This is a genomic window from Synechococcus sp. H55.10 (assembly GCF_047502715.1).
Taxonomy (GTDB): domain Bacteria; phylum Cyanobacteriota; class Cyanobacteriia; order Thermostichales; family Thermostichaceae; genus Thermostichus.
Genome location: NZ_JANSJJ010000130.1, coordinates 1 through 783, shown reverse-complemented (window position 1 = coordinate 783; position 783 = coordinate 1). Strand labels below are relative to the sequence as shown.

The 783-nt window shown below is 60.9% G+C and carries 1 protein-coding gene; it reads right to left on the bottom strand.

The features are described from left to right. Positions 1 to 62: 62 nt before the first annotated feature. On the bottom strand, positions 63 to 783 hold a 721-nt coding region (locus NW858_RS08960), incomplete at its 5' end, for an isochorismatase (protein WP_414520323.1).

Sequence of the window (783 nt, the reverse complement as noted above, 5' to 3'; positions counted from 1 at the left end):
GTCGTACACAGGCCAACTCCGACAGGCTGTCCTGCCGCATCCTACCACTGGAGTAGAGCAGATCAAGTCTCCTCCGCAAGAGGCCAGGGAAAGTCAGGCCACTCCCAAAGGGGATCCGTGGAGTGCACCCGGTGCATCCCCGCTGCCGCAAAGCGGGCAAAGGCTGCCTCCGCCTGCTCGCTAAAATCGACAATGCCGGGGATCACTACCGGCGAGGTGCAATCTTCCAGAAGGTAGACCCTCCTGGCTAGGCTGGGATCTCTAGCCTGGATCTCCTGCAGCAGGTCGCTTACCGTCCAGGCAACGCAGTGGCTTTTGGCTTGGCCAGCCACAATCAGGGCATCAAATTCCAGGAGGTGGTCGATAAGGGATTCATTTTTCTCGTCGATGGGATCCCCCTCCGGCCCCGTCAAGACCTCCGGGCTGAGGGCAGAGTAATTTTCCGTCAAGGGGTTGGCTCCCTTGAGCTGTAAGCTGGGCTGGCTGCCGCGGGCAATGGTGTGGAAGAAGATCGCCTCCTCCACTGCCGGCACCAGGGCATGGCCAATCCCACCCAGCATGGAATGGTAGGGCCAGACAATGAGGGGATATTTCCCCCCTTTCTCCAATTGCTCGGCATAGTGGAGGGCATAGACCTGCAGCCGCGTCAGATCCCCCTGGGTGAGGTTGGCGGCCATGGCAGGGTTGATCCGCCAGCGTCCTGAGCGAATCTCGGCTGCCGAGATGGCGGTAGCTGGCTCGGGATGGGATCCCTGGGCATCCACCCAAAAGACGGGGTGGAAG